17 protein-coding genes are annotated in these 22,080 nt (G+C 70.6%); 9 read left to right on the top strand and 8 right to left on the bottom strand.

Annotated features, from left to right (window positions below; translation table 11 throughout):
- Positions 1-57: 57 nt before the first annotated feature.
- The 3 genes from CH341_RS02350 to CH341_RS02340 all read right to left on the bottom strand — a co-directional run bounded on the left by CH341_RS02350 (position 58) and on the right by CH341_RS02340 (position 5,313).
- Entirely contained in the window at positions 58-1,851 is a 1,794-nt protein-coding gene (locus CH341_RS02350) for a B12-binding domain-containing radical SAM protein (protein WP_111417424.1), read from the bottom strand.
- 214 nt (positions 1,852-2,065) lie between these two features.
- Positions 2,066-3,895 (bottom strand): cell wall hydrolase, encoded by a 1,830-nt coding sequence (locus CH341_RS35680; protein ID WP_245430829.1) that lies wholly within the window; start codon positions 3,893-3,895, stop codon positions 2,066-2,068.
- 560 nt (positions 3,896-4,455) lie between these two features.
- Positions 4,456-5,313 carry a YihY/virulence factor BrkB family protein gene (locus CH341_RS02340; protein ID WP_111417423.1) on the bottom strand — a complete coding sequence of 286 codons (858 nt, stop codon included), beginning with the start codon at positions 5,311-5,313 and terminating at the stop codon, positions 4,456-4,458.
- Between the two features lie 183 nt (positions 5,314-5,496).
- On the opposite strand from CH341_RS02340, the gene CH341_RS02335 reads away from it, so the two are divergent.
- Positions 5,497-7,167 carry an acyl-CoA dehydrogenase family protein gene (locus tag CH341_RS02335; protein ID WP_111417422.1) on the top strand — a complete coding sequence of 557 codons (1,671 nt, stop codon included), beginning with the start codon at positions 5,497-5,499 and terminating at the stop codon, positions 7,165-7,167.
- Between the two features lie 177 nt (positions 7,168-7,344).
- On the opposite strand, the gene CH341_RS02330 is transcribed toward CH341_RS02335, so the two are convergent.
- The gene (locus CH341_RS02330) at positions 7,345-9,615 is read right to left on the bottom strand and encodes a xanthine dehydrogenase family protein molybdopterin-binding subunit (RefSeq protein WP_111417421.1); all 2,271 of its coding nucleotides are present in this window, start codon (positions 9,613-9,615) and stop codon (positions 7,345-7,347) included.
- 2 nt (positions 9,616-9,617) lie between these two features.
- The gene (locus tag CH341_RS02325) at positions 9,618-10,082 is read right to left on the bottom strand and encodes a (2Fe-2S)-binding protein (protein ID WP_111417420.1); all 465 of its coding nucleotides are present in this window, start codon (positions 10,080-10,082) and stop codon (positions 9,618-9,620) included.
- 270 nt (positions 10,083-10,352) lie between these two features.
- Here CH341_RS02325 and CH341_RS02320 point away from each other — a divergent pair, with 270 nt between their 5' ends.
- The 4 genes from CH341_RS02320 to CH341_RS02305 all read left to right on the top strand — a co-directional run bounded on the left by CH341_RS02320 (position 10,353) and on the right by CH341_RS02305 (position 14,153).
- The gene (locus CH341_RS02320) at positions 10,353-11,363 is read left to right on the top strand and encodes an ABC transporter substrate-binding protein (protein ID WP_170149431.1); all 1,011 of its coding nucleotides are present in this window, start codon (positions 10,353-10,355) and stop codon (positions 11,361-11,363) included.
- Complete coding sequence (locus CH341_RS02315) at positions 11,363-12,232, top strand: ABC transporter permease (RefSeq protein ID WP_111417418.1); 870 nt, start codon at positions 11,363-11,365, stop codon at positions 12,230-12,232. Before CH341_RS02320 ends, CH341_RS02315 begins: the two co-directional genes overlap by 1 nt.
- Positions 12,225-13,037, top strand: a complete 813-nt coding sequence (locus CH341_RS02310) for an ABC transporter ATP-binding protein (RefSeq protein WP_111417417.1) — start codon at positions 12,225-12,227, stop codon at positions 13,035-13,037. Before CH341_RS02315 ends, CH341_RS02310 begins: the two co-directional genes overlap by 8 nt.
- Positions 13,038-13,136: 99 nt before the next feature.
- The gene (locus CH341_RS02305; RefSeq protein WP_111417416.1) at positions 13,137-14,153 is read left to right on the top strand and encodes a L,D-transpeptidase; all 1,017 of its coding nucleotides are present in this window, start codon (positions 13,137-13,139) and stop codon (positions 14,151-14,153) included.
- A gap of 35 nt (positions 14,154-14,188) precedes the next feature.
- Here the strand turns inward: CH341_RS02305 and CH341_RS02300 are convergent, their stop codons facing one another.
- Positions 14,189-17,341, bottom strand: coding sequence for a bifunctional diguanylate cyclase/phosphodiesterase (locus tag CH341_RS02300; protein ID WP_146604347.1), 3,153 nt, complete (start codon positions 17,339-17,341; stop codon positions 14,189-14,191).
- A 199-nt stretch (positions 17,342-17,540) separates the two neighbouring features.
- Between CH341_RS02300 and CH341_RS02295 the strand changes: the two genes are divergently transcribed.
- Entirely contained in the window at positions 17,541-17,987 is a 447-nt protein-coding gene (locus CH341_RS02295) for a baeRF12 domain-containing protein (RefSeq protein ID WP_111417414.1), read from the top strand.
- Positions 17,988-18,029: 42 nt separating this feature from the next.
- On the opposite strand, the gene CH341_RS02290 is transcribed toward CH341_RS02295, so the two are convergent.
- Together CH341_RS02290 and CH341_RS02285 are read right to left on the bottom strand one after the other, a co-directional pair.
- Positions 18,030-18,971 (bottom strand): NAD-dependent epimerase/dehydratase family protein, encoded by a 942-nt coding sequence (locus CH341_RS02290; RefSeq protein WP_111417413.1) that lies wholly within the window; start codon positions 18,969-18,971, stop codon positions 18,030-18,032.
- On the bottom strand, positions 18,968-20,125 hold the full coding sequence (locus tag CH341_RS02285) for a trans-sulfuration enzyme family protein (RefSeq protein WP_111417412.1): 1,158 nt from the start codon (positions 20,123-20,125) through the stop codon (positions 18,968-18,970). The genes CH341_RS02290 and CH341_RS02285 overlap by 4 nt, the downstream gene beginning before the upstream one ends.
- Positions 20,126-20,287: 162 nt before the next feature.
- Between CH341_RS02285 and CH341_RS02280 the strand changes: the two genes are divergently transcribed.
- The 3 genes from CH341_RS02280 (at position 20,288) to CH341_RS02270 (ending at position 22,079) form a co-directional block, all read left to right on the top strand.
- Positions 20,288-20,482 carry a twin transmembrane helix small protein gene (locus tag CH341_RS02280; protein WP_111417411.1) on the top strand — a complete coding sequence of 65 codons (195 nt, stop codon included), beginning with the start codon at positions 20,288-20,290 and terminating at the stop codon, positions 20,480-20,482.
- A 113-nt stretch (positions 20,483-20,595) separates the two neighbouring features.
- Entirely contained in the window at positions 20,596-21,174 is a 579-nt protein-coding gene (locus CH341_RS02275; RefSeq protein WP_111417410.1) for a cob(I)yrinic acid a,c-diamide adenosyltransferase, read from the top strand.
- A gap of 155 nt (positions 21,175-21,329) precedes the next feature.
- A complete protein-coding gene (locus tag CH341_RS02270) occupies positions 21,330-22,079 on the top strand; it encodes an electron transfer flavoprotein subunit beta/FixA family protein (protein WP_111417409.1) in 750 nt (249 codons plus the stop codon).
- Position 22,080 lies beyond the last annotated feature (1 nt).

The raw sequence follows: 22,080 nt of genomic DNA, 5'->3' as shown, positions 1-22,080 counted from the left end.
GCTTCGCAGCCTCCTCGGGGTGAGGGCGGAGAGAGGCCCTTTCAGTTGCGCGGCATCTCACTCCGCCGCGATGATGTGCGGCTGCACCGGCTGGTGCGTCAGCGCGTCGATCTTGCGCACATGGGCGACGTTGCGACGGGCGTCCTCGTTGTGCGTGAAGATGTCGAGGGTCTCGGTCTCGTCGTCGGTGACCGGGGTGAGGGCGATGTCGGTGTAGGGCTGCTTCGCCTGCTCGCGCTTGGCCTTCCGGCGGAGGATGTCGAGCGCCACCCAATGCGCCCCGAGTCGCGCATGCGTCGACACGATCTCCCACAGGCGCTTCGGATAGTACGACCAGATCGGCTCGATCGGCAGGCCGGGCCGGCGGTCGCGCCGCGACTTCATGCGTCCGCCGCCGACCTGCAGCGGGTGGACGCGCTCGATCGGCAGCGCCGCCGAGAAGATGAACAGCACGGCGAGCAGGCGCGACAGGCCCATGCCGGTGGCGGCGCCGCGGCGGAAGATCGTCAGCGCGTGCTCCGGCGTGTAGTAGGTCTTCCACGCCTCGCGATAGATCGCCTCCCACTCGGCCTTGCTCATCTTGGGATGCGCCGTGGTGACGTGCTCGAGGTCGTACTTGTTCATGTCGGGGTCCATGGCGACCCCCTTGGTCCACAGTGTCTTGTGATCTTCCGAGCCGGGCAGCGGCGTGAGGAAGAAGAACTCCAGGATGTCGAGCGGCAGCTCGCGCTTGATGATCTCGATGTCGGCCCGGATCGAGTCCGGCGTGTCGCCCGGGAAGCCGAGAATGTAGCCCGCGTAGGTCAACACGCCGGCGTGCTTCCAGGCGAGCAGCATCTTGCGATACTCGGTGATCTTGTTCTGCCGCTTGTTGGCGGCCATCAGGTTCGCCGGGTTGATGTTCTCCAGCCCGATGAACACCCGGGTCACGCCGGCCCGCCGCGCCTTCTCGATGAAGTTCTCGATCTTGTGGCAGAGCGTGTCGACCTGGATGATCAGTCGCACGTCGATGCGCTCCTCCTCCCGGATCTTTATGATCCGGTCGAAGATCGCCTCCCAGTCCTTGTTGCGGGCGAAATTGTCGTCGGTGATGAAGAAGCGCTTGATGCCGTGCGCCCAATGCCGGCGGATCAGCGCCTCGACGTCGTCGGGCGTGCGGCGGCGCGACTTGCGGCCCTGCACGTTGATGATGGTGCAGAACGAACATTGGAACGGGCAGCCCCGCCCGGCATCGAAGCTCGCGTGATGATCGAACACCCGGCCGACCGTCTCGGTCGGCAGGAACGGCACCGGCGCCGATTCGAGATCGGGCAGGTCGTTCATGTAGTCGTAGATCGGCTGAAGCCGGCCTTCGGCGGCGTCGAGAAGCACCCGGTCCATGCGGCCCTCCGCCTCGCCGGCGAACAGGGTGCAGCCGAGGTCGAGCGCCTCCTGCAGATCGGCGGGCCGCTCGGGCAGCATCGCCAGCTGGCCGGAGACGTGGAAGCCGCCGATCACCACCGGCACGCCGGCGGCCCGGAGCGGCCGTGCGATGTCCATGGCCCGCGGAAACTGGTTCGACTGCACGCCGACCAGCCCGACCAGGCCGAAGCCGCCGTGGCGCTTCATCCGCGCGACGATGTCGGCGACCTTGATGCGCGTGTTGGTCTCGTCGACCGCGGTGATGTCGAAGGCGACGTCGGGGCCGAGCACCTGCCGCTCCGCGGCGTCGGCCGCGAGGGCATAAACGCAAGCCAGCGAATTCGCCGGGATCGACGATCGCAGCCATTGGATCACGTAGCCGTCGTCGTCGTAATGCGAGGGCTTGATCAGAACGAGCTGGAATCGTCGCGCGGCACCCGTCGCAACCATGGCGTCCCCTCCCGGAGCGAGCGTGCATCAGTGGAGATACTTAAGCCTGTTCCGGGAGATGAAGGCAAGCTGCAACTGGTGGTAATACAATCTTACCAGCCGGGATGGGCATATCCGCCCGGAGAGGTCGCGGGCGCAGCCACAGCGCTCACGACGCGAAAACGCCGCGGCGGCGGGGCCGTCGCGGCGCGAATCGCGTGTCGAGGGCGGGCCCTCAGAGCCGGTCGGAAATCTTCTCGGCCGGCGGCGGCAGCGAGGCGTCGCCCCAGGCCGGGCGGTCGGCGCCGTCGCCCCAGGCGCGCGGACGATAGAACGTGTGCACGCCGATCTTGTCGAGCTTGTGCATCGTGCGCACCCACCACGGCCGCACCCAGTAGGCGTGATAGTGGGTCGCCTTGCCGACGTCGGGCAGCCAGTGCTTGCCGTCGAGCGTCTCGGTCGCGACCTGCTGGGCGCGGGCCCAGGCGTCCGGCTCGGTGATCTTGTCCTTGATGCCGTCGCACGCGAAGGTGAACTGGCAGGAGAGGTGGCGGTGCGCGTTCTGATAGACGACGCCGCACACGTCGGCCGGATAGTAGCCGGAGAAGACGCGGTTCATCACCACCTGGGCGACCGCGATCTGGCCCCGCACCGGTTCGCCGCGCGATTCGAAGTAGACCGCATCGGCCAGGCACTTCTCCGCCTTGGCACGCTCGTGGCCGAACAGGTTCAGCCGCTCGGCCGGGCTGCGCAGCGCGCGGCCGTCGCCCGGCATCACCTCGCCCTTGCGGGCGATCGTCTCGCCGCCGTCCGGATCGATCGCGGCGCGCAGCGTCTCCGGGCTCGGCGTGATCTCGTCCAGCGCCGCGAGCTCGTCCTGGTCCGGCGCGAGCGAGACCGCCTCCGGCGACCACGGTTGCAGCGCGTCGCCCACGTCGGCGAGCGGCGCCGCGCCGAAATAGACGCTCGCCGTCATCAGGCTCGGCGACAGCGCCTCGCCCAGCGTCGGCACGGCGGTGTCGGGATGGAACGGCTCGGTGTCGCTGTGCGGCGCCACGGCGAGCGGCGCGGTGGCGGGCGTATCGGCATGCGCCTCGGCGAGCGGGTCGGCGGCGGGATCGGGTGGCCCCTGCAGGTCGGCCTGGGGCGTGACGGCGCGCGGCAGCACGATCTCGCTGCCGGCGCTCGCCAGCATGATGCCCTGCTGCGGCACCGGCTCGGGCGCCGCCTCCGGCGCGATCTGGGCGACGGCCTTCTCGGCGGCCTTGTGGCTCTCCGCCGGCGTCGCGACGTCGATCTTGGGGGCGCGGCGGCTGCGGGCCTGCCGTACGGTCGGCTCCGGCGTGGCGCCGAGCCAGGCCATCGACGAGGCGCTGAATGCTTCGGCCGGCAGCGTGACCGCTGCGACCTGCGGCGCTGCGAGCTGGGGCGCTTCGACCTGGGGCGCCGCGATTCGGGGCGCCGGCGAGGCGGCGGGCTCGTCGATCTTGGCCGTGACCTCGGCCGCGGGCTTCTCGGTCTGCGGCAGCGCCAGCGGCCAGCCGGTCCGGGCCTTGGGAGCCGGCGGGGCGGCTTCGACCGCGTCGGGCAGCACGGCGACGACGGCGGGCGCCTCGGGGGCGGTGAGCGGGGCGGCGGCGGCGCGGGTCGCCTGCTCGCGGGCCAGCCATTCGGCGACGGCGCGCGGAACCACGCGGTCACCCTTGCGGCTGCGATTGACGGTCTCGCGGTCGAGCGCCGGCGGCCTGGCGGTGAGATCGAACAGCGCGCGGCCGGCGGTCGAGCCGGTGAGCAGATCGGCGTCGAGGTCGAGGCTGGCGACGCGGTAGCCGACCGGCTCCGGGATCGCGGTGCCGACCGGGCGCGGGAACGAGAAGGTGGCGGCGTGGAAGGTGCCGAACGGCGACTTGGCCTGCTCGCCGCCGCGATCGCCGCCGGCGGCCCGGCTCGCGATGAGCGACGCGAGATCCTGATAGGCCACCGAGCTCGGGATCGCCGCGAAGGTGAGCAAGGCGAAGCCGAAGGGCGCGACGACGGCGCCGTGGCGTTTCAGCGAAGATCGCACCAGTGAGCCCAAAAGGCCGTCCCCAAAGCGACGAATGCGAACCGCGTGCTTTCCCGATCGTCACCGCGATCGGTAAAAAAGCGGTTTGCACGTTCGCAACACGTCAACCATGCTGCGTGAGCAGGGTTAACGTCGTGTTAACGAACGACACCGCCGCGCGCGATCACGCGCGACCATGCCCACCGCGCATCGCGCTGACGCGATCGCGACGTGATGACGTCATGTCTTGCTGAGCGATCAGGAGAACTCAATCGCCACCGGGCGAGCGATGATGGCGAGCACTCCGATCTCTGGTCGGATCGTCGCCATCATCGCGCCTCGGCACCCCCACACCCCCGTGCGTCGGCAGCAAGTCGATTTACGAATTTGTAACCAGAACTAAGGCGGCACTTGGGCGGCGGACCGGCGCCTGCGGCGGCGCTGCGCGGTCCTGTGCGGGGCAGCGAGGAAATGCCCGTGGAATCGGGCCGAAATGCGTATCCACAGGCGAGCGGGGCGCCTCGATTACGTACTCGTCCAGATGGTCGGCCGGGAGCGCGTCGGCGCGAGGTTCGCGGCGATCACGAATCGGTCCGCGCCGCGTTGCGCCGGCGGATCACCGCCTGGTTGAGCGCCGCGCCGTACACGAAGATGGTCGCGGTCCAGTACAGGAACACGAGCGCGATCATCGCCGAGGCGAGCCCCGCATACATCGACACATAGGTGCTGGCGAACTCGGACAGATAACGTCCGAACAGCACGCCGGTGATCAGCCACATCGCCAGCGTGACGGCGACCCCGGGCGCGATCTCGTCGAGCGTGCGGCGACCGGCCGGCAGCCATTTGTGAATCAGCGTGAGCGCGACGACCAGCACGATGCTGGCGATGCCGAAGCGCGCCACCGTGAGCGACACCTCGAACTGGCGCAGGTTCGGGAACCACGGCACCAGCCGGTCGAAGATCAGCGGTCCGAGCACGATCAGCAGTGCGAGCGCCACCATGCCGAAGGCACCGACCAGCACGTAGCCGATCGACTCGAGCCGCAGCAGCCACCACGGCCGCGTCTCCACCACCTCGTAGGATCGGTTCAGCCCGATCCGCAGGCTCTCGATGCCGCTCGACGAGAAGTACACGGCGAGCCCGGCCCCGATGGTGAGCAGCCCGCCATGCGAGGTGGTGAGCACGCTCGAGATTTCGCTCGAGATCGGCCCCGACACCTCCTCGGGCCACGCCTCCAGCAGCAGCAGGGCGACCTGATCGGCGAGGTCCTGGGTGCCGAAGAAGCCGGACAGGGCGGTGACGAAGATCAGGAACGGAAACAGCGACATCAGGGTCGACAGCGCGATGTGGCTGGCGATCGCCCAGCCGTCGTCGCGGACGAAGGCCATGAAGGCATCGATCGCGATGCGGGCCGGAAAGGTCAGGAGGCGCAATGGCATGGCGTGGAACGGACCCTTGCGCCGGAGCGCTGTTTCGTCTCGCTCGGGGCGGAGAATTCCCTCTCCACGCAAGTGCGAAAAGATGCAATCATTAGGCGTCAAGGCGATTTTTCATCAAGTGGCCATCGTGGGCCCCGTGGGCGCCGTCCCGGGGATCGCGCGAGGTCGATTTCGGAGAGCCCCATGTCGTTAGCCGCCGCGCGTTCCGATTCCGGTCCCGACCTCGCGACCCTGGCCAGGCAGGCCGCCGAAGCGCTCGACGCCGTCCTGGCCGACGCCGTCTACAGCGTCCGCGCTCGTGTGGCGGCGGGCCCGGGAGGACGCGCGCTCGACCGCGAGCAGCGCGCCACCCACGGCCTCGCCTGGCTCGCCACCTATGCCGAGGCGGTCCGCCAACTCGCAGCCTACACGACCCGGATGACGGAGGCCGGACGATTCGGCGAGGTCGAGGACCTGGTGGTGCGCATCGGGCTCGGCGAATACGTCGCCCAGGTCGCCGGCGGCATCCCGATGAGCCAGGGCGAGTTCGTGCGACCCGCCGATCTCGGCCTCGACACGGCCGACGTGCTGCGCCGCCTCGGTCCCTCGCTCGACGTCCTCGCGGCGGTCGGCAACACGCCGGAGAACCGCGCCCGCCTGGTCGAGCTGATGCGCGCCCATCACGGCGCCACGGTCGGCGACTGCGGCATCGAGGACACCTACGAGCAGATCCGCGAGGAGATGCGAAAGTTCGCCGACAGCGAGGTGATCCCGCACGCCCACGGCTGGCATCGCGCCAACGCCTACATCCCGATGGAGACGGTCCAGCACATGGCCGATCTCGGCGTGTTCGGCCTGACCATCCCGGAAGAGTACGGCGGCATGGGACTCGGCAAGGAGTCGATGTGCGTCGTCTCCGAGGAGCTGTCGCGCGGATACATCGGGGTCGGGTCGCTCGGCACCCGCTCGGAGATCGCCGCGGAACTCATTCTCGGCGGCGGCACCGAGGAGCAGAAGGCCTATTGGCTGCCCAAGATCGCGTCGGGCGAGATCCTGCCGACGGCGGTGTTCACCGAGCCCAACACCGGCTCCGACCTCGCCTCGCTGCGCACCCGCGCGACCCGCGAGGGCGACGTCTATGTCGTGAACGGCAACAAGACCTGGATCACCCATCCGGTGCGCGCCGACCTGATGACGCTCCTGGTTCGCACCAATCCCAAGGACCCGGGCTATCAGGGCCTCTCGATGCTGCTCGCCGAGAAGCCGCGCGGCGACGACGCCACCCCGTTCCCGGCCGAGGGCATGTCCGGCACCGAGATCGAGGTGTTGGGCTATCGCGGCATGAAGGAATACGAGATCGCCTTCGACGGCTTCACGGTGCCGGCCGCAAACCTGCTCGGCGGCGTCGAGGGGCAGGGCTTCAAGCAGCTCATGCAGACCTTCGAGGCCGCCCGCATCCAGACCGCCGCGCGTGCGATCGGCGTCGCCCAGGCGGCCATGGAGGAGGCGCTCTCCTACGCCGAGACGCGCGTCCAGTTCGGCCAGCCGATCGTCGCCTTCCCGCGCGTCTCCGACAAGATCGCCATGATGGCGGCCGAGATCATGATCGCGCGCCAGATCACGTATTTCGCCGCCAAGGAGAAGGACGAGGGCAAGCGCTGCGACCTCGAGGCCGGCATGGCCAAGCTCCTGGCCGCGCGCGTCGCCTGGGCCGCGGCCGACAACGCCGTACAGATCCACGGCGGCAATGGCTTCGCGCTCGAATACCGCATCTCCCGCATCCTGTGCGACGCGCGCATCCTGTCGATCTTCGAGGGTGCGGCGGAAATCCAGGCCCAGGTGATCGCCCGCCGCCTGATGGATCGGGGGAACTGAGCAGCGTCACCGCGACGCGTGATCTTTGTTCCGTCCTCACCCTGAGGAGCGCCGAAGGCGCGTCTCGAAGGGCGAGGACGGCCTCGGCGGCGTGAGGTGGCCTCATGGTTCGAGACGCGCTCCTGCGGAGCGTTCCTCACCATGAGGATCAAAGTCTGGTGCGGGGCCGCGTTGCCCTCACGTCCGCGGCATGCTCGCTTGGCCGCCGAGCGCCGCCTTCACGCGCTCCGGCGTGAACGGCACGGTGCGCAGGCGGGCGCCGGTGGCGTCGAAGACGGCGTTGGCGAGCGCCGCCGCGACCGGGGCGCAGGCCGCCTCGCCGGCGCCCAGCGGCGGCTCGGTCGGTCGGTCGATCAGCGCGATGTCGAGCTTCGGCACCTCCGAGAAGGTGAGGAGCGAATAGCTCGACCAGTCGACGCTGGTGACCCGCTCGCGGTCGAACGTCACCTCCTCCTTCAGCACGCGGCTGAGCGTCTGGATGATGCTGCCCTCGACCTGCGCCCGCACGCCGTCCGGATTGACGATCTGGCCGCAGTCGTGCGCGCAGAAGACGCGCTCGACCCGGATGGCGCCGCTGGCCCGCTCGACCGCCACCTCCATGCCGATCGCCACATGCGCCTCGTCGTGCTTGTAGTGGATGTAGGCGAGGCCGCGGCCGCGCCCGACCGGCTGGTCGCTGTTCGGCCCCGGCGACGGCCGCTGCTCCCAGCTCATCATCTCGGCGATCTTCTCGACCACGGCCTTGCCGCGCTGATCCGTCAGTCCGCTCAGGCGGAGCTGCAGCGGATCGAGCACCGCGGCCGCGGCCAGCTCGTCCAGGAAGCTCTCCACCGCGAAACAGTTCGCCGGCTTTCCGGGCGAGCGCAGCGGCGCCGGGCGCAGCGGCGCGGTCTTCAGCCAATGCGCCACCACCTGCATGCGGCCGGTCCGGTAGGGCGGATCGCCGTTCTGCGAGATCATCCCGGAGTTCAGGCCCGGCGTCTGCGGGAGGCCGGCCGCCTCGGGGGCCAGCAGCGGAATGCTGGGCAGCCCGCGGGTGTTCTCCGGGATCCACATGTCGGTGCGCCAATCTCGGATGTATCCCGCGGCGTCGATCGTCCCGGCGATGTCGATGAGCTGGGGCGGGCCCTTGGGGTCCCAGCCGAGCTCGTCCTGCCGCGACCACTGCACCCGGACCGGCGCGCCGACCGCGCGTGAAAGCACGGCGGCGTCGGCGGCGGCGTCCTCGTGGCTGTTCATGCCGTAGCAGCCGGCGCCGTCGAGATAGATCAGCCGCACCTTGTCCTTCGGCAGCCCGAGGAAGCGCGCGAAGGTCGCCTGGTTGCCGTGCGTGCCCTGCGAGGCCGTCCAGATGGTGGCGCCCGCCGCCGAGACGTCGGCGATGGCGCAGGAGGGGCCGATCGAGGCGTGGCTCTGCATCGGCCAGAAATAGGTCGCCGTCAGGCTGCGGGCGTCCTCGGGGGGCGGCGCCGCGTCGGTGCTGCTCTTCGTCGTCAGCACCTGCTCGGTGGTCCCCGGGGAGGCGCGCAGCAACGCCGGCAGCTCGGCCTGCGCCGGCAGGCCGGAGCCGGCCGACCACTGCGCCTTCAGGGCGCCCGCGGCCTTGATCGCGGTCCATTCGTCGGCGGCCACGACGGCGAGGAAATCCTGGATGCGCACCACCCGCACGCCGGGCAGATCGGCGACCGAGGACTCGTCGACCGAGACCAGATGCGCCCCGACGGAGGCCGGCCGGATCACCCGCGCATGCAGCATGCCCGGGACCGTGTGGTCGTGCATGTAGGTCAACGTGCCGGTGCATTTCGCCGGCACGTCGGGCCGCGGCAGCGGCTTGCCCACCAGCGTGTAGCTCTCCGGATCCTTCAGCGGCGCCTTGGGGTCGAGCTTCAGGTCGAACCGCGCGCCGCCGATCAGCTCGGCGAAGGTCAGGCCGGCTCCGCCGGTCCTTGGGCGCACCGCGCCGTCCGCCGCGACGAGCTCATCGGCCGGCACGCCGAGGCGATGCGCCGCCCGCTCGACCAGCGCCTTGCGGGCCGTCGCCGCCGCCTGGCGGATCTGCATGCCGCCGCGGGCGATGCCGTAGGAGCCGGCGGTGCGGCCCTGGTCCGGGGTCAGCGCGGTGTCGCCCTCCACATAGGTGATACGGTCGAGGCCGATGCCGAGCTCGTCCGCCGCGATCTGCGGGATGGCGACGCGCAGCCCCTGGCCGAGATCGACCTTGCCGCACCACACCGTCACGGTGCCGTCGCCGTTGATGGCCAGATAGGCGTCGACCTCCTTGGGATCGAGGATCCGGGTCGCGGCCGCAGCGGCGGCGCTGCGGGCCGCGCCCTGAGCGAGCGCGCCGACCGGCGCGAGGGCGTCGCCGAGGGCGAAGCCGACCATCAGGGCGCCGCCCTCCAAAAGCGTGCGGCGGGAGAGGCGGGGAGCGTCGGGGGACGTGGTCATGATCAGCCCTCCTGCCCGGACGCCGCCAGGACGGCGCGGACGACCCGCACATGGGTGCCGCAGCGGCACAGATTGCCGTCGAGCGCGGTCCTGATCTCGGCCTCGCTGGGCTTGGGTTTCTCGCCGAGCAGCGCGGCGGCGCTGATGATCACCCCGCTGGTGCAGTAGCCGCATTGCGGGACCTGCGCGGCGATGAAGGCGGCCTGCAGCGGATGCGGATTCGCCGGCGTGCCGAGCCCCTCCAGGGTCGTGACCGACTTGCCCTCCAGGCTGGCCACCGGGGCCATGCAGGACTGCACCGCCTGGCCGTCGACCAGCACGTTGCAGGCGCCGCAGCGGCCGAGCCCGCAGCCGAACTTGGTCGCCGTCAGGCCGAGCCCGCGCAAGGCGTAGAGCAGCGGCTGGTCGGGGTCGGAGGTCTCGATCGTGCGCGCGGCGCCGTTGATCCGGATGTCGTAGCGGGGCATGGAACCTCCCTGGGCCGTCCGCGACGCGGCGCCGCCTTGGTGATGTCGGATCGTAGCGGCTGGTTTCGGCGCCGCCAGGGCCGCGGCGGTGGCACGGGAGGGGCAGCCGATCACGTTGCGGCGACGACGGTGCGACGACGCGACCGGCGCCGGGCCCCGCCGGCGGGCGCGCCGATAACCCGAACCCATCAATCCATGAGTTAATTCGAATGGCTTGCGGCGCAGCATTGCGCCAAGATGGCGGGGCCGGGCCGTCACCAGGAGCCGCCGATGCCGCGCCGTCCGAAACTCGATCGCCGAGCCCTTTCCACCTTCATATACCAGGCGGCCGCGGTGGCGCTGGCCCTGCTGCTCGCCGGTCCGGGCGCCAACGCCGAGAGCGCGCCGACCCCGACGACGCTGCGCATCTCGACCTTCAAGGGCCAGCCGCACATGGCCTCGTCCTACATGCTGGCCAAGGTGGCGCCGCCGAACGTGAAGATCGAGATCGTCGAGGTCGCCACCAGCTCCGAGGCGATGGACGCGCTGCTGACCGGCAACATCGACGCCGCCTATCTGGGCCTCGTCACCTCGGTGCTGGCGGTGGCGCAGGGGCGCCCCGTCGCCGTGATCGCCGGCGTCAGCTCCAAGGGCGCCCGGATCGTCGCCCGCAAAGGCTCCGGCATCGCCTCGGTCAAGGATCTCAAGGGCAAGACCGTCGCGGTGTCGAAGGCCGGCCAGACCGACATCATGTTCCGCGAGTTGCTCGACAAGGCCGGGCTGGTGGCCGGCAAGGACGTCGACTTCCTGCTGCTGCCGACCAACGCCCATCTGGAGGCGCTCGCCTCGGGCCGCATCGACGTCGCCGCGACGACCGAGCCGCACGGCTCGATCATGCTGAGCATGGGGCTCGGCACCGACATCGCGCCCGACCTCTACGACACCTCCACGGGCCAGGTCGGCATCGTCCTGGCGGTGGCGCGCAGCCTGATCGACAAGGATCCCGCGAAGGTGCAGCTCATCGCCGACCTGCACGCCAGGGCCACGGCCTGGGTCGACAGTCATCCCGACGAGGTCGCGGCCGAGCTCGCCAAGATGCTGCGCCAGAAGGAGGACGTGGTGCGGCTGGCGATGCAGAACAGCGCGCTGTCGATCGTCATCGACGACGCCTTCCGCCAGCAGACCGCGACGCTGATCGACCAGCTCATCAAGATCAAGTATCTCGACCGCACCGTCGAGGTCGACAAGGTGTTCGACCTGCGCTTCCTCGACAAGGCGCGCGCGGCCGCCGGAGCGAAGTGATGGCGGTGGCGGTCCAGGAGGCGGTCCGGGACGGTGCGCCGTCCGCGGCGCCGCCTGCCGACGGCGTTCCAGCGCCGTCGCGCCGGCGCTGGGGGCCGCGCCGCGGGCTGGAGACGCTGCTCGTCTATCTGGTGATGCCGGTCGGCCTGCTGGCCCTCTGGCAGATCGCCTCCGATCTCGGCTGGATCTCCGCCTATCTGCTGCCGCCGCCGAGCCGCGCCGCCACCGGCTTCTGGGAGATCGCCACCGACGGCACGCTGTGGCTGCACGTGAAGGCGAGCCTGTTCCGCAGCATCGCGGGCTTTCTCATCGCCACCTCGATCGCCGTGCCGCTCGGCGTCCTGGTCGGCTGGTCGCCGCTGTTCCGCCGGCTGTCGCACATCACGCTGCTGCTGCTGATCCCGATCCCGATCACGGCCTGGATCTCGATCGCCATCGTGTGGTTCGGCATCGGCGACGCCTCCGCCGTCTTCCTGGTGGCGCTCGGCGCCGCGGTGCCGATCCTGATCAACACCATCCACGGCGTCGAGTGGGTGGAGCCGATCTACATCGAGGCGGCCCGCATGCTCGGCACCGGGCCGCGCCAGATCCTCTGGCGCATCGTGCTGCCGGCGGCGCTGCCCAACATCTTCACCGGCCTGCGCCTCGGGCTCCGCAACTCCTGGGCCGGCCTCGTGGTCGCCGAGATGATCGGGGCGAAGTCCGGCGTCGGCTATCTGATCTGGGACGCCCGGCTGATGATGCGCTCGGACCTCGTCATCGTCGGCATGATGATGGTCGGCGTGCTCGGCCTCGTCTCGGACCAGACGATGAGCTGGCTCGGCCACCGGCTGCTGCGCTGGCACGAGGGACTGTCGCGCAATGATTGACCGCGCCGCGCCAGCGAAGATCCGCGCCAAGGGCGTCGCCAAGACCTTCTCGTCCGAGGGGCGGGACGTCGTCGCGCTACAGCCCGTCGATCTCGCGGTGGCGGAGGGCGAGTTCGTCTGCATCCTCGGCCCGAGCGGCTGCGGCAAGAGCACGCTGCTGCGCATCGTCGCCGGCCTGATCGCGCCGAGCGCCGGCAGCGCCACCCTGGACGGCCGGCCGATCACCGGGCCCGGCCCCGAGCGCGGCCTCGTCTTCCAGGAATACGCGCTGTTCCCCTGGCTCACCGTGATGCAGAACGTGATGTACGGGCCGCTGGTGCGGGGCCTCGGCCGCCGCGAGGCGGAGCGCCGCGCCAAGACGCAGATCGCCCGGGTCGGGCTGGAGGGCTTCGAGCAGCATTTTCCGCGCCAGCTCTCCGGCGGCATGAAGCAGCGCGTCGGCATCGCGCGGGTGTGGGCCAACCAGCCCGACGTGATGCTGATGGACGAGCCGTTCGGCGCCCTGGACGCCATCACGCGCAACATCCTGCAACGCGACCTCCTGAAGCTCTGGCTGGAGGAGCGCCACACGGTGCTGTTCGTCACCCACAGCGTCGACGAGGCGATTTTTCTCGCCGACCGCGTCGTGGTGATGTCGGCCCGGCCGGGCCGCATCACGGCGATCGTGCCGGTCGAGGCGCCGCGGCCGCGCGACCTCCTGGCGCCCGAGTCGATCACGCTCAAGGCCGAGCTGACCCGCCTGGTCGAGGATCAGGTGATGGGCGCGCGCGGCGAGCCCAGCCGTCTGCGCGAATACGTGAATTGAGGGGGGCGCGAGCCGCCCCGGCGCTCCCCAGTGGCATTCCGCGCGTCGGCACGGTACCGTCCGGCCGGACCGACACAGGAATCGCCGTCCGGAGGACCCATGCTGAATCGCCGCCGTGTCCTGCAAGTCGCGACCGGGCTGACACTGGTCGGCGGCGTCGCCGCGGTGGTGCGGGCGCAGGAGGCCGACAAGCAGGTCGACAAGGAGGTCGCTGCGCTGAAGCCCGGCGAGTTCACCTGGCATCCCGAGCGGTCGCCGGACGGGCCGGTCGCCGTGATCGTGTCGCTGCCCGACCAGCGCGTGCACGTCTATCGCAACGCCGTCCGCATCGCGGTCTCGACCTGCTCGACCGGCAAGCCGGGCCATTCGACGCCCACCGGCGTGTTCACGATCCTGGAGAAGGACCGCGACCACCACTCCTCGACCTACGACAATGCGCCGATGCCGAACATGAACCGGCTGACCTGGTCGGGCGTCGCGCTGCATGCCGGCAACCTGCCCGGCTATCCGGCCTCGCACGGCTGCGTGCGGCTGCCGCTGGAGTTCTCCCGGCGGCTGTTCGGGCTCACCCATGTCGGCACGCCCGTGATCATCGCGGGCGCGCACGGCGATCCGGCGCCGCTCGTCCATCCCGGGCTGGTCCTGTCCGACGTGGCGCAGGCCGAGATGGAGAAGAAGGTCGCCGAGCTGAACGCCAAGTCGCATCCCAAGGACTGGCCGGCCGAGCCCGGCGCGGCGCGTGACAACCTCGCCTCGGTGGTGATCTCGCGCGCCGACCGCCGCGCGACCGTCATCGAGAACGGCACCGTGGTGGCGCAGGGCGAGGCGATCATCGAGGCGCCGGACCGGCCGATCGGCCAGCACGTCTATGTCCTGGAGGGCGGGCGCGAGGGGGTGTCGGGTCTCGTCTGGCACGCGATCGCGCACACCTCCGATCCGGCCGCGGAGCTCGCCGATGTCGGCGCGCTGCACCGGGTCCGCACGGCGCCGGCGCTCGATGCGGCGATTCACGCCCGCATGCATCCGGGCATGATCCTGGTCCTCACCGACCAGCCGTCGTCGCCGGAGAGCCGTTCCGCGCCGAACTTCGTGGTGATGACGCAGGGCGAGGTCTGAGCGGCAGCAGCGGGCCCGGCGCGCGCGCCGCGTCCTCACGCCGCGACGGTGCGGCTCTTCTGCAGGAGGGCGTCGGCGTCGACCGCCGGCATGGCCTTGCCGAACAGGTAGCCCTGGCCGAGCGTGCAGCCGATGGCGCGCAGGATTTCCTGTTGCTCGATCGTCTCGATGCCTTCCGCGATCGTGCTCATGCCGAGCCCGGCGGCGAGCTCGGCGACACCGCGCGTGATGGTCAGGCAGTCGATGTCGTGCGGCAGCTCGCTGACGAAGGAGCGGTCGATCTTGATCTTGTCGAACGGAAACCGGCGCAGATAGCCGATCGACGAGTAGCCGGTGCCGAAATCGTCCATGGCGATGCGCACGCCGAGGTCGCGCAGCGCATGCAGCGTGGCGAGGTTGGAGGCGTTGTCCTCCAGCAGCACCGTCTCGGTGATCTCCAGCTCGATCCGCGCCGGGTCGATCCCGCTCGTCTCGATCACCGAACGGACCGTCTGCACGATGTCGCCGCTGCGGAACTGCACGGGCGAGAGATTGATGGCGATCTTGATCGTATCGGGCCAGCGTGCCGCGTCGGCGCAGGCTTGCGCGAGCACCCATTCGCCGAGCGGGACGATCAGGCCGATGTTCTCGGCGATCGGAATGAACTCGGCCGGTGACACCGGGCCGCGCTCCGGATCGGTCCAGCGCAGCAGCGCCTCGAAGCCGTTGACGGCGCCGGAGCGCAGGTCGACCCAGGGTTGGTAGTGCAACTCGAACTGCCGGCGCTCGTACGCGGCCCGCAGGTTCACCTCCAGGGCCCGACGCGCCTTGAGCTGGGCGTCCATCTCGGGCTCGAAGAAGCAGTGGCTGCGGCGCCCGCGCGCCTTGGCCCGGTACAGCGCCATGTCGGCGTGGTTGAGGAGATCGTCGGCGACGCGGCTGTCGTCCAGCGTCGTCGCGATGCCGACGCTCGGCGTCACGGTGATCTCGTGACCCTCGATGAGATAGGGCGCGCTGATCACGCCGATCAGCCGCTCGGCCAGGTTCCGGGCGTCGTCGACGCTCGAGATTCCGTCCTGGATGACGGCGAACTCGTCGCCGCCGATGCGGGCCGCGGTGTCCTGCTCGCGCACGCAGTGGCGCAGCCGCTGCGCGACCAGCCTGAGCAGCCGGTCGCCGATCGGGTGGCCGAGCGTGTCGTTGACGTCCTTGAAGCCGTCGAGGTCGATGCAGACCAGCGCGATGCCTTCGCCGGGCTCGTGCGGCCGGTCGATCGCCTGCTCCAGCCGGGCCCGGAACAGCGTCCGGTTGGCGAGCTCGGTCAGCCCGTCGTAATGGGCGAGGTGGCGGATACGGGCCTCGTCGTGCCAGCGCTGGGTGATGTCGATCATGGCGCCGAGCTTGGCCGGCCGGCCCTCCCACACGAGCACGCGTGAATAGGCCTGGATCAGGATCTCGGTGCCGTCGGCGCGGCGATGCCGCCACACCCGCTCGCCCAGCGCGATCTTGGGGGACTGGGCGGCGGCCCGGAGGTCGTCGTGGTCGGCGGCGTCGCGGATGTCGAGCAGGGTCATGCCCAGGAAGCGCTCGCGGCTGTAGCCGTAATGCTTCACTGCGGCGTCGTTGACGGCGAGGAAACGCAGCGTCTCGGAGTCGAACACCCACATGGGCACCGGATTGGCGTCGAACAGCAGGCGGAACGACTGCTCGCTGCGCTTGAGCTCGGTGATGTCGATGCGGATGCCGATCGAGCCGCCGTCGCTGGTCCGGCGCTCCTCGACGCGGAGCCAGCGATTGCCCTTCAGTCGCTGCTCGTGGCTGCCGGCATGCGCCCGGAAGCTCGCCATGCGCTCGGCGAGCCACTCCTCCTCGCGGCCGATCGCCGGCGGGATCAGGCCGAGCTTGAGCCGCGCGCGCAGCCGTTCGTCGAGCCGCATGCCGCGCGTGAGCGGCAGCGGATTGCCGGCATAGAGATCCTCGTAGAGCCGGTTCCACAGGATGAAGCGGTCGTCGGCGTCGAAGAAGGCGAGGCCGACCGGCACCGCCTCGATCGCCTCGCGCAGGCGCGAATGGGCCTCGCACGCCGCCTCGGAAGCGCGTTCGGCTTCGGCGCGCGCGGCCCGCAACGCCTGCTCGCGCCGGCGGTTGTCGCCGAGCAGCGCCTGCAGCGAGATCGACAGCGACGCCACCTCGGCGTAGTCGCTCAGGGTCGGCAGCTCGACGTCCTCGAACTGCCGGGCCGCCAGGGCGCTCTCGGTCAGCACGATGAGCGGGGCCGCGATGCTGCGTGCGGCCGCCAGCCCCAGCGCGACCGCGAGCGCCAGCGCCACCGCGCCGATCAGCAGGCCGCGTCCGATCTTGCTGTCGATGCGGGCCAGCACCTTGGTCCGGTCGACCGCGACGACGATGGAGGCGCCCGATTCCGGAACGCGTTCCCAGCCGTAGATGCGTGCGGGCGCGGCGCGGGTGTCGTTCTCGGTCCAGCCGGCAGACGTCTCGGCCACGGCCCGGAGCGTCTCCGCGTCGAGACCGCGCGGATCGGTCGCGTCCGGCCGGTCGGGATAGCGGGTCATCACCACGCCGTTCCGGTCGATCAGCCAGAACGTCATGTCGGCATTGTCGGGGAGCTGCTGGGCGAGGTCGCCGAGCCAGGTCTGCAGCACCGCCATGCCGAGGAACCGCGTCACGGTGCCTTGGGCATCGAGGATCGGCAGAAGCACGATGTTGACGGCCGAGCCGGTCACCCGGCTGGAGATGAAGTCGCTGAACACGAAGCGCCGGTCGGCCGCGGCCTGGCGGAAATAGGCCCGGTCGGAGACGTCGAGCCCGACGGCCCCCGGCGTGGTGGCGCAGGCGACGCGGCCCGCGGTGTCGACCACCAGCACGCCCTCGGCCCACGGGCGGGTCCGCTCGACCTCCATCGGGAAGCGGCTACAATCGGCCGCCGGGCCGTGGGTCACGTCCGCAACATGCGCCACGATGTCGAGCAGGGTCTTGGTTTCCAGCAGCACCTCGCGATAGCGCGCCGTCGCCCGTCGTGCGAGCGCCTCGACGTGCTGGCCGGCGGTGTCGATCTCGTGGATGCGGTCCCGGTACAGCCCGGTTCCCATCACGACGATCAACGGCAGCACGGCCACCAGGATCAGGCCCAGCAGCCGGGTCCGAATGCCTGGAATCCGACGGGTCGATGTGGTCGCGCCGTCCGTCATCGCATGCCCCGCCTCCGCGACCACGATGGCAAACGGGTTACGTCTCTCGTCTTAATAGTTGCGGCTAATCGGAGGTAAAAAGCGAGTATGTTTGACAAACTCTTGAGGCGATCGCGGCCGCGTCACCGCGGCGATTGACCGCCGGGCCTGCCGGCCTATGCTTCCCAGGGCTTGCCTTCCCGTTCAGAGAGGCGATCCCATGACAAAGCTATCCATCCCGCATGACGCGTTCGTGTTCGTCGGTGACGGCCGGAAAGCGTTGTTTCTGCGCAACGAGGGGGACGAGAAGTTCCCCAATCTGCGCACCGAGCACGTCGTCGTCGACGACAATCCGCCGGCCCGCGAGCAGGGCACCGACGCGCCCGGCCGCGCTTTCGCCGGCACCGGCGCGCGGCGGAGCAGCGTCGAGCAGACCGACTGGCACATGATCGAGGAGCAGCGCTTCGCCAAGGACGCGGCCGCGGCGCTCCACCGTCTGGTGCGGGACCGCAAGGTCAAGGCGCTGGTGATCGCGGCGCCGCCCAAGACCCTCGCCGAGCTGCGGCGCGCCCTCCATTCCGAGGTGAAGACCCGCGTGGTCGCCGAGATCGACAAGGATCTCACCAAGCTGCCCCTGTACGAGATCGAAAAGCATCTCGCCGCCTAGGGGGCGTCCCGCGACGATCCGGTCTCTCGGCGGACCCGGCGCTCAGGCGCGCCGGGTGACGCCGAGGTCGTGGAGGGTGGCGGCGAGCGCCGCCGCGAAGGGCGTGTGCGGAACGCTGCCGAGCGTCGCGGCGAGCCGCCGCTGGTCGAGGCGGTGCGGCGTCTTCCACAGATAGTCGATCTCGCACAGCTCGCGGAAGATCGGCACCACGGGCGCGAGGACGCGCAACATCCACCACTGCATGCGGTCGATCTTGAACGAGCGCCCGACCGCCTTGGCGATCGCCGTGGTGAGCTCGCCGCCCGTCACGGCGTGGCCGGCGAAACCGAAATCCGCGAAGGCGGGCAGCGCCTCGCGCCGCTCGGCGAGGCGCACGAAGGTCGGTGCCAGATCGGGCAGATAGGCCCAGGGGTGAATCACGTCGAGCGGCCCCGGATAAGCGAGGCGGCCGTGGGTGATGTGATTCACCACCACCCGGTCGATCCAGCCGCCGGCATTGCCGCCGTAGAAGTCGCCGGCCCGGACCACGACCACGCGCATCCCGGCCTCGCTCTCGGCCCGCAGCCGCTGCTCGATGGCGACCCGCAGCGCGCCCTTGCGCGAGGTCGGCCGCATCGGCGTCGTCTCGTCGAGGACCTCCGGCATGCCGGTGCCGTAGCCGTAGACATTGCCGGGCATCATCAGCAGCGCGCCCGACGCGCGCGCCGTCGCGATGGCCGTCTCGGCGAGCCCGAAGGCCTCGGCCTGCCATTGCGAGAACGGGACGTTGAGGGCGTGCACCACCACGTCGGCGCCGCGCGCCGCCTCGACGACCGACTCGGTGTCGCGGGCGTCCAGCGTGATCACCTCGGTGCCGGGGGCGACCCGCGGCGTCGCGCTGCCGCGCACCAGGCTGGCGACCTGCCAGCCGGCATCGCGGAACGCCTCGGCGGCGACCCGGCCGAAGCGGCCGGCGGCGCCGAGCACGAGAACCCGGCCGCTCATGTGCCGCTCCCGCCCAGCGCCCGGTCGAGATCGGCATAGAGGTCTTCCGGATCCTCGAGCCCGACCGACAGGCGCAGCAGGTTGGTGGGGCAGGGCGAGCCCGGTCCCTCGATCGAGGCGCGGTGCTCGATCAGGCTCTCGACGCCGCCGAGCGAGGTCGCCCGCTTCCACAGCCGGACCCGCGCCGCGACCTCGATCGCCGTCCCCTCGCCGCCGTGCACCTGCACCGACATCATGGCGCCGTAGCCGGTCATCTGCCGGCTCGCGACGGCGTGGCCGGGATGGTGCGGCAGGCCCGGATAGAGCACCCGCTCGATGCCGCGATGGTGGCCCAGCCAGGTCGCCAGCAGGGCGGCGGCCTCCGACTGCGCCCGCACCCGGACGTCGAGGGTGCGCAGTCCGCGCAGCAGCAGCCAGGCCTCGAACGGTCCGAGGATCATGCCGTGGCGAGCCCGCAGCTCGCCGATCCGCGCCCACCACGGATCGTCCGGGGTGGCGGTGGCGAGCGCGCCGGCGATCACGTCGGAATGGCCGTTGAGGTACTTGGTGGCCGAATGCATCACCAGGTCGGCGCCGAGCGCCAGCGGCCGACTGAACACCGGCGTTGCGACCGTCGAGTCGACCGCGACGCGAGCCCCGGCCGCATGGGCGATCTGGGCGACGGCGGCGATGTCCGTGATGGTCCACAGCGGGTTGCCGGGGGTCTCGATCCACACCAGCCGGGTCTTGCCCGGCACCACGGCGTCCCGCACGGCGTCGAGATCGGTGGTGTCGACGATCTCGACCGTGTGCCCGAACCGCGGCGCCTCGCGCAGGAGCCAGTCGCGAAACCCCCAATACATCACCTGCGACGCGGCGATGTGCCCGGGCTCCGGCAGCGCCATCACGGCGGCGGTCGCGGCCGACATGCCGGAGCCGAGCAGCATCGCGGCGGCCGCGCCTTCGAGGGCGGCCAGCACGCCTTCCGCCTGGCGCACCGTGGCGTTGTCCGGCCGGCCGTAGACGTAGCCGGACGAATAGGCGTTGTCCGGGTCGCGCAGATAGGTGGTCGCCACGTGGACGGGCGGCACGATCCCCTTGGTCTGCGGCTCTATGTCGCCGAGGGCCTGGGCGGCCAGCGTGCGGGGTTTCGGAGGCGCGGGGGGCTTGGTCATGGGCGGTCCGGGCTGGAGAAGGCGGCGGTCCGTCGGAACCCGCGGCCGCCGCTTCGTATAGGCTCGAAAGGGCCGCGTTGCACAAGAGGGCAGGGCGGCGCGCCCGGTGTGCTATCCAGGCACGGGACGGGCGACGACGTCCGACGACACGGAAGGACCCACATGGCCCACGCGCTCAGCATGTACGCGGTTCCGGCGGCGATCGGAGCCGTCGCCGTGGTGCTCCTGCTCGGCCTCGCCAACATGCTGCGCGGCGGCTCGCCGTCGACCTCGCAAAAGCTGATGCGCTGGCGCGTCGTGCTTCAGCTCGTCGCCATCGTGGTCATCATGGCGACCATCTGGGCCATGGGGCGCTAGGGGCATCTCCGCCTCGCGGCCGTCCGCCGGGTGGATTTGCCTCCGGCGCGAAACCCACTAGGGTCCGGCACACCATCCACCCGCACCCGACTCGCGCTGCCCGGAGACCCCGCATGGTCGTGCTCAACCGCATCTACACCCGCACCGGCGACGACGGCACCACCGCCCTCGGCACCGGCGAGCGCCGCAAGAAGCACGACCTGCGCATCGCCGCCTACGGCACGGTCGACGAGGCCAATGCGGCGCTCGGGATGGTGCGCCTCTCCACGGCGGCCGAGCCGGTGCTCGACGCCATGCTGAAGCGCATCCAGAACGACCTGTTCGATCTCGGCGCCGACCTGTGCATGCCGTCCGGCGGCAAGGGCCCGGGCGGCGCGCGGCTCGCCGTGACCGAGGAGCAGGTCGCCCGGCTCGAGCGGGAGATCGACACGCTCAATGCCGACCTCGCGCCGCTGCGCTCCTTCGTGCTGCCCGGCGGCACCCCGGCGGCGGCCGCCCTGCACGTCGCCCGCACCGTCTGCCGGCGGGCCGAGCGGCTGATGTCGGAGCTCGCCGACACGGAAGGCGAGGCGGTCTCGGCGCCGGCGCTCAAATACGTCAACCGCCTGTCGGACTTCCTGTTCGTGGCGGCGCGCTGGTGCAACGACCGGGGCGCCGGCGACGTCTTGTGGCAGCCCGGCCAGAACCGCTGAGAGGCCGCCCGCCGGCGTCCCGGCGGACGACGAATTTCGTCACGCCTTGAAGGTTTTCCGGTCGGGCGGTCCGGTGTGCTGCGGCGCGGCGCAGGCGCGTTGACAGCCCCGGACCCCGGCCATAGTTTGCGCCGCCGCCGCGGGAGTTTTGCAGCATGAAGGTCCTTGTCACGGTCAAGCGGGTCGTCGACTACAACGTCAAGGTGCGGGTGAAGCCGGACGGCTCCGGCGTCGAGCTCGCCAACGTCAAGATGTCGATGAATCCCTTCGACGAAATCGCCGTCGAGGAAGCGATCCGGCTGAAGGAGGCCGGCAAGGCGACCGAGATCGTCGCGGTCTCGATCGGCGCCGCCCAGGCGGCCGAGACGATCCGCACCGCCCTCGCGATGGGCGCCGACCGCGGCATCCTGGTGAAGGTTGACGGCGTGGTCGAGCCGCTGGCGGTCGCCAAGATCCTCGCCAAGGTGGTGGCCGAGGAGGCCCCGGGCCTCGTCATCATGGGCAAGCAGGCGATCGACGACGACTGCAACCAGACCGGCCAGATGCTGGCCGCGCTGCTGGGCTGGCCGCAGGGCACCTTCGCGTCCAAGGTCGTGCTCGACGGCGACGGCGTCACGGTGACGCGGGAGGTCGACGGCGGACTGATGACCGTCGCCCTGAAGGGCCCGGCGATCGTCACCACGGATCTCCGGCTCAACGAGCCGCGCTACGCCTCGTTGCCCAACATCATGAAGGCGAAGAAGAAGCCGATCGTCGAGAAGGCGCCGGCGGACTACGGCGTCGACGTCGCGCCGCGGCTCGAGGTCTTGAAGACCGTCGAGCCGGCGGGCCGCAAGGGCGGCGTCAAGGTCGGGTCGGTGGCCGAGCTGGTCGGGAAGCTCAAGGACGAAGCCGGAGTGCTGTGAG

The organism is Rhodoplanes roseus (assembly GCF_003258865.1).
GTDB classification, from domain to species: domain Bacteria; phylum Pseudomonadota; class Alphaproteobacteria; order Rhizobiales; family Xanthobacteraceae; genus Rhodoplanes; species Rhodoplanes roseus.
Note: the sequence above shows the minus strand (reverse complement) of the source record. Positions and strands in the feature narration are given on the sequence as shown.